This window comes from Bradyrhizobium sp. (assembly GCF_035484855.1).
Lineage (GTDB): Bacteria > Pseudomonadota > Alphaproteobacteria > Rhizobiales > Xanthobacteraceae > Bradyrhizobium.
This window is the reverse complement of record NZ_DATHOP010000293.1, coordinates 1-4,364: the sequence shown is the minus strand read 5'-3', so window position 1 is coordinate 4,364 and position 4,364 is coordinate 1. Positions and strand designations below refer to the sequence as shown.

Genomic DNA, 4,364 nt, shown 5'->3' with positions numbered 1-4,364 from the left:
TCACCCCCATCATAGCAGATCGAGGCACCCGAGACTTACGACCCATACGCTGTGCTCTCTCTGTTGGGAGACGCTGTTCGACGGCCTTCGCGCAACAACTACAGCCGGTGGCTATGGGTCCCGGCGTTCGCCGGGACGACGTGTGAACTCGGAACTTCCATGGAACTTAACGAGCAGCGCGGCGTTCCTCCGTCAGACAATTTCGAGAACCGGGAGCTTTTGATGTCGAGTACCAATGGCGAAATCGGAATCAAGGATCTGACGGATAAAGCGACCTATGACCGCCTGGAAAAGGATGTGACCGCCGTGAAGAACGATATCTCCGCTCTGACCGACCAGATCACCGACGTGCTCAACAGTTTTGCCGGCACCGCGAAGAAGCAGGCGCGCCGCGGCTACAAGCAGGCCCGCGCCAATGTCGATGCGGCGGTCGACGACATGTCGGAGCGCGGCGGCGCGATGATGGACGCGGCGCAGGACGCCGCGCATTCGATCGAGGAGACGCTGGAAGACGTGATCGTGCAGCGTCCGCTGGCGACCGTCGGGCTCGCGATCGGCCTCGGCTTCCTGATCGGCGCGACGTGGCGCAGGTAGATTTGGCGCAGGTAGGTTTGGCGCTGGTAGATTTGGCGAAGCCAGGTTGACGAAGATAGTCCGCGGCGCGACGGCTTGATTCGAACGGCGGCGCAAGCGCCGCCGCCCGCGTGTTTTTCCGAGGTCATTTCGAGCGAGGCCAATTTCGATGTTTCAGCGCATGATCGACGACTTCAAGCAGTCGACCGGCTCCGCCCTGCAGCTGACATCGCTCGCGGCCGCGATGGCGTTCGCCCTGTTCATCACGTTTGCGTTTCTGTGCGCCGCAGCCTTCGTCTACGTGCTGCAGAATTACGGGCTGATCGAGGCGTGCCTCGCCGGCGCCGGCGTGTTCCTTGTGGCCGCCGTCATCGTCGGCATCTGCTACAGCGTACGCCGCAGCCAGATCAAGGCGCGCGCCCGGGAGACCGCGAAATCGGCCCTGCATAGCGCGTTCGCCGATCCCATGCTGGTTGCGACCGGCATCCAGCTGGTCCGCGCCATCGGCGTCAAGCGGCTGATCCCGATTCTCGCGGTCGGCGGCCTCGCCCTCGGATTGATGGCGAGCCGCAACCCCCGGCAGGACCAGGCGCCGGCGGAGTGAGATCTCGTAGCATCGTAGCCCGGATGGAGCGCAGCGAAATCCGGGAGTGAACGAGACACCGGCCCCGGATTTCGCTGCGCTCCATCCGGGCTACGAAATCTTCGGATTTGAATTTCAAACAGCCCCCCGCCGTCATTGCGAGCGCAGCGAAGCAATCCATCTTTCTTGCCGTACCATGGATTGCTTCGCTGCGCTCGCAATGACGGTGAGACATACGTTCGCGATCTCACCGCATCGGTAACCCTCGTCATTGCCGGGCTTCCGCCTTCGCCAGGGCTTCGGCGGACTAATACCGAAGACCCGCCGAAGCCTTGGCGAAGGCGGAAGCCCGGGCATGACGACCTATTATGTCAGGTCTTATGTCAGGTGACGCAGCGCCCCGCCTGCAGCCGCTTGGCGATGTCGGTCAGGACGCTGACCACGGGCTCGCAGGCCACCGGGCGGTCGTTGCCGGGTTTGGTCCATTCGGGCGCGCTGCGGCCGGCCTGGGCTACGGGGATGCGGACCAGCACGGAGGTGTCGGTGAGCCCGTCCAGGTGCAGCGAGATGGTTCGGGTCGGCCCGCCGGTCGACGCGACGACCGTGGCGCGGTCGGCCTTGGTCGCGCGGTTGATCGCAGGCGCGGTCGAGGTGGCCTGCAGGCGATGGAACACGCCGCCGGTGAGGTCGCGCCCGGCGGCCAGCGGAACCACGCCAAGCGTCAGCGCGACGGCGGACGCTGCGAAAATTGCCCTGGAGGTCTGCGACATGACGGTTGGTCCCTCGCCCCATGGCGATCAATAATAAGAACGGAACCGAACCCCCGAGGTTCAAGGAACCCGGCATCACTTAACCGTGTGCAAAAATTTTTTGGGAAGCCGGAACGACAGAGGGGGCCTCGGAGTCATCCCGGCAGCCGGTCATCCCCCCTGCCCCATAGACCGGCGACGTGGGGCGCGGTTGTGGTGATGCCAACCGCGCCCTGCTTTTTTTCCAGACAACTCAGAGCTCCGTCATGCCCGCCCTTGCGCCGGGCATACGTCTTGCCTTCGGTTACAAAGACGTGGATGGCCGGGACGAGCCCGGCCATGACGAAGAGCATGTAATGCTTGTAGCCCGGATGAAGCTGCGGGGTCACGCCGTCGGCGTGCGCCGGAGCGCAATCCAGGAGCGGAGCGAGACAATCCCGGATTTCACAAGCGCTTCATCCGGGCTACGCTGGGGCCAATCACATGCCAAAAAAATCCGGCGCGCCCTTCAGCGCGCCGGATTCGTTCGATTCGACCGACCCGATCTCACGCCACCCGTGGCGTCCGGTTGCGCGAGTTGCGCTGGAAGAACAGCGCCTGGCTCGCCACCGCGGAGACCATCGCGGGCTGGAACGGTTTTGAGATCAGGAATGCCGGCTCCGGGCGTTCGCCGGTCAGGAAGCGTTCGGGATAGGCGGTGATGAACACCACCGGCACCTCGAAGGTGCGCAGCAGTTCGTTGACGGCCTCGAGCCCCGAAGAGCCGTCGGCGAGCTGGATGTCGGCGAGGATCAGGCCGGGCTTCTTGTTTTTGGCGAGTGCGACCGCATCCGAATGGGTGCGGGCGACGCCGATGACGCGGTGGCCGAGGTTGCGCACCAGGCTTTCGAGGTCCATCGCGATGAAGGTCTCGTCCTCGATGATCAGCACGTCGGTGGCGATCTCGGCCGCCATCTCGCGGCCGGCGGCATCCGCCAGCCGGCGGGTTTCGCCGACATCGATGTCGAGGATGAAGGCCACTTCCTCTTCCGAAAATCCTTCCAGCGACAACAGCAGGAAAGCCTGACGCGGCAGCGGCGTGATGTTGGACAGCCGGCGCTCGGGGGGCATCGGCAGGGTCGCCACGTCGGCATCCTCGTTGAGCGCGACCGAATTCCAGATCTGGGTGAACAGGCGGAACAGGGCGGCGCGGGCCCCGTGCTGCTCATCGAGCAGGGAAGAGTCCTGCAGCAGCGCCTCGAGCATGGCGCCGACATAGGCATCGCCTGAAGCCTGGTTTCCCGTCAACGCACGGGCATAGCGCCGCAGCAACGGCAGATGTTCGGCAACGAGCTGTGATCGGGACATCCCCACTCCATCAATTTTGGGCCAAGCTGGCTTACTGGGGTGACCCGGTTCCCCCCTTGCGTGGCTGTATTACGCGCCTGGGCGCGGAAAGTTCCCTAAGCCTGCGGGAACTTCTGGCAGAGGAGCGAATTAGTTCCCCTTATAGGACTCTATTTGGCGATAATTCTTGAAGCTACAGGGACTTAACCCTCGGGGAAGCGTGGAACAGGTCATGAAAGAAGTAAAGTCTCAAGCCACCAAGAATACGGCGACGGGGAAGCAGGGCGGCCTCAATGCCGAGATTCAGTCGAGAATCGGCCACCAGCTGCGGGCGATGTATGACGACGTCGTGCGCCAGGGGGTACCTGACCGGTTCGCCGAACTGATCCGCAAGCTTGATGTTCCCAAGCCCAATGACCAATTGGGGGATGCGGGCGATCAAGCAATCAAAAATGACGGGAGAGATTAATGCCTCTCACGGATGCCCTACGCGACGATATCCTGGCCTCAGTACCCAGCCTGCGCGCCTTCGCGATCTCGCTCTCCGGTAACGGCGACCGCGCCGACGATCTGGTGCAGGAGACGCTGTTGCGCGCGCTTGCCAACATCGACTCGTTCCAGCCCGGCTCCAACCTGCCGGCGTGGCTGTTCACGATCCTGCGCAACCTGTTCCGCTCCGACTACCGCAAGCGGCGGCGCGAGGTCGAGGACGCCGATGGCAGCTACGCCAAGACGCTGAAAACCCAGCCGGCGCAAAGCGCGCATCTGGAGTTCGAGGAGTTTCGCGCGGCGCTGGAAAAACTGCCGCAGGACCAGCGTGAAGCGCTGATCCTGGTAGGCGCCTCCGGCTTCTCCTATGAAGACGCCGCGGCGATCTGCGGCTGCGCGGTCGGCACCATCAAGAGCCGCGTCAACCGCGCCCGCTCGAAGCTCAGCGCGCTGCTGTATGTCGACGGCACCGACGATTTTGGCCCGGACGAGACCGTGCGCGCCGTGATCGGCGGCAGCGGCGGGTAGTAGCGGCGACGCCATTTTGCAATCCATCTTTCAGGGCTCGCGATTTGGTCGCGGGCCCTGATTGTTTGTGCAGTGATAGTGACGAGCTTATCGCCGCGACAACTGCTCGGTGCGGT

The 4,364-nt window shown here is 63.7% G+C and carries 7 protein-coding genes; 4 read left to right on the top strand and 3 right to left on the bottom strand.

Features of this window, described 5'->3' with window-relative positions; all coding sequences use genetic code 11:
- The first annotated feature begins 222 nt into the window (after nucleotides 1-222).
- Both VK804_RS32910 and VK804_RS32905 read left to right on the top strand, forming a co-directional pair.
- Entirely contained in the window at nucleotides 223-594 is a 372-nt protein-coding gene (locus tag VK804_RS32910; protein WP_325752476.1) for a DUF883 family protein, read from the top strand.
- A gap of 148 nt (nucleotides 595-742) precedes the next feature.
- Complete coding sequence (locus VK804_RS32905) at nucleotides 743-1,177, top strand: hypothetical protein (protein ID WP_325752475.1); 435 nt, start codon at nucleotides 743-745, stop codon at nucleotides 1,175-1,177.
- A 362-nt stretch (nucleotides 1,178-1,539) separates the two neighbouring features.
- Here the strand turns inward: VK804_RS32905 and VK804_RS32900 are convergent, their stop codons facing one another.
- From VK804_RS32900 to VK804_RS32890, 3 genes are all read right to left on the bottom strand, one after another.
- Nucleotides 1,540-1,926 (bottom strand): hypothetical protein, encoded by a 387-nt coding sequence (locus tag VK804_RS32900; protein ID WP_325752474.1) that lies wholly within the window; start codon nucleotides 1,924-1,926, stop codon nucleotides 1,540-1,542.
- Nucleotides 1,927-2,060: 134 nt separating this feature from the next.
- A complete protein-coding gene (locus VK804_RS32895) occupies nucleotides 2,061-2,294 on the bottom strand; it encodes a hypothetical protein (protein ID WP_325752473.1) in 234 nt (77 codons plus the stop codon).
- Between the two features lie 157 nt (nucleotides 2,295-2,451).
- Entirely contained in the window at nucleotides 2,452-3,252 is an 801-nt protein-coding gene (locus VK804_RS32890; protein WP_325752472.1) for a response regulator, read from the bottom strand.
- Nucleotides 3,253-3,463: 211 nt separating this feature from the next.
- On the opposite strand from VK804_RS32890, the gene VK804_RS32885 reads away from it, so the two are divergent.
- Both VK804_RS32885 and VK804_RS32880 read left to right on the top strand, forming a co-directional pair.
- Nucleotides 3,464-3,700: a NepR family anti-sigma factor gene (locus tag VK804_RS32885; RefSeq protein WP_325752471.1), complete on the top strand. Its 237-nt coding sequence runs from the start codon at nucleotides 3,464-3,466 to the stop codon at nucleotides 3,698-3,700.
- The gene (locus tag VK804_RS32880) at nucleotides 3,700-4,248 is read left to right on the top strand and encodes a sigma-70 family RNA polymerase sigma factor (protein ID WP_325752470.1); all 549 of its coding nucleotides are present in this window, start codon (nucleotides 3,700-3,702) and stop codon (nucleotides 4,246-4,248) included. The genes VK804_RS32885 and VK804_RS32880 overlap by 1 nt, the downstream gene beginning before the upstream one ends.
- The last annotated feature ends 116 nt before the right edge of the window (nucleotides 4,249-4,364 follow it).